A 1293-nucleotide genomic window follows, 5' to 3' on the forward strand; every position below is an offset into this window, starting at 1 on the left:
AATTAAAGCCCTTCCGAAAGCCGCGGGGGTTTATTACTTTTATAGCGAAGAAGGCTCTCTCTTGTACGTTGGTAAGAGTGTCAACATACGCGCTCGTGTCATGAGTCATTTCAGCAATGATTATCGAAGTAGCAAAGAACTCCTTATGAGCACTAAGGTTGCGCATATCGATTTCAAGCGAACACCGAGTGATTTCGGCGCACAAATTCTCGAGAGCAATGAGATAAAAGCATTATCGCCGCTCTATAACAGAAGGCTTCGACGTACTAGAAAACTTTATAGCTTTCAAATTGAACAAAATTCAAAGGGTTATAAAACCGTCCTCACCCAACAAATAAACAGTAAACAAAAACCAGGTGAGAGTGCGGGACTATTCCGGAGCGCTCGTCAGGCTAGCAAGCAATTAGAGAAACTCGCAGATCACTATTTTCTTTGTTACAAGTTGCTTGGTTTAGAGGGCAATCCGCTCGATAACACTCCCTGTTTTAGACGCCAATTACATCGCTGCTTTGGTGCATGCGAAGGAATTGAATCTGCCGAAGACTATAATGCTCGTATCGATGTAGCGATGAATAAACATCAACTTGTTTTATGGCCATTTGATACGCCGATACTCGTGGAAGAAAACGACGTAAATGATGACGAAATCAAACACTTTCACTTAATCGATCAATGGCAATATCTAGGCAAAATTGAATCAGAAGAAGAATTAAGAGAGCGTGGTTATGTTCCCTTAAACGCGCATATTGGGACAGAAATTCAAGCTCATCAACACGAAAATAATGCAGAGAATAAGGCGCATTTTGATCTAGATATTTACTTTATACTGCTCCGCTTTCTGCTTAAATCAGATCAACTAAAATTGAACCAATTGCGCATCCATAAACTTACAAAACTTGGGTAAAATGCATCTATGAAACAAGCGAAACAAACACCAAAAGATCGCGCCATACAGCTCATAGGGCTTGTTTGCCTAGTTGCTCTTTTCTTTTTCGATACAACAGAGCAGCCCATGCTGATTAAAAGCATACTGTTTGCATTGCTTTTACTGCCTTTAGGCTTCGGCATCAAATTTGTCATCAATCCAACTAATCAGCCATCACGACGACTCATCGCGACACTCGTTTGTATCGTATGGTGCAGCGTACTGGCGACAGCCGCTGCCTCCTTCTTTTTCTAGAAAAACGAGGGCAACAATTGCTTTCAATCAATGACAAAAATATGCACGCAGCATAGTTTTACGTACTACAGTCACTGACGCATACACACAATTTGGAGCTTAGTATGGACGTT

The 1293-nt window shown here is 41.3% G+C and carries 2 protein-coding genes; both read left to right on the forward strand.

Translation table 11 applies throughout. The features are described 5' to 3' along the window. A partial coding sequence (locus A3762_RS14535) for a GIY-YIG nuclease family protein (protein WP_197469275.1) occupies positions 1-904 on the forward strand: 904 nt, incomplete at its 5' end. Positions 905-913: 9 nt separating this feature from the next. Next, on the forward strand, positions 914-1180 hold the full coding sequence (locus A3762_RS14540; RefSeq protein ID WP_068756260.1) for a hypothetical protein: 267 nt from the start codon (positions 914-916) through the stop codon (positions 1178-1180). Positions 1181-1293: the final 113 nt, after the last annotated feature.

The sequence above is a fragment of the Oleiphilus sp. HI0125 genome, assembly GCF_001635355.1.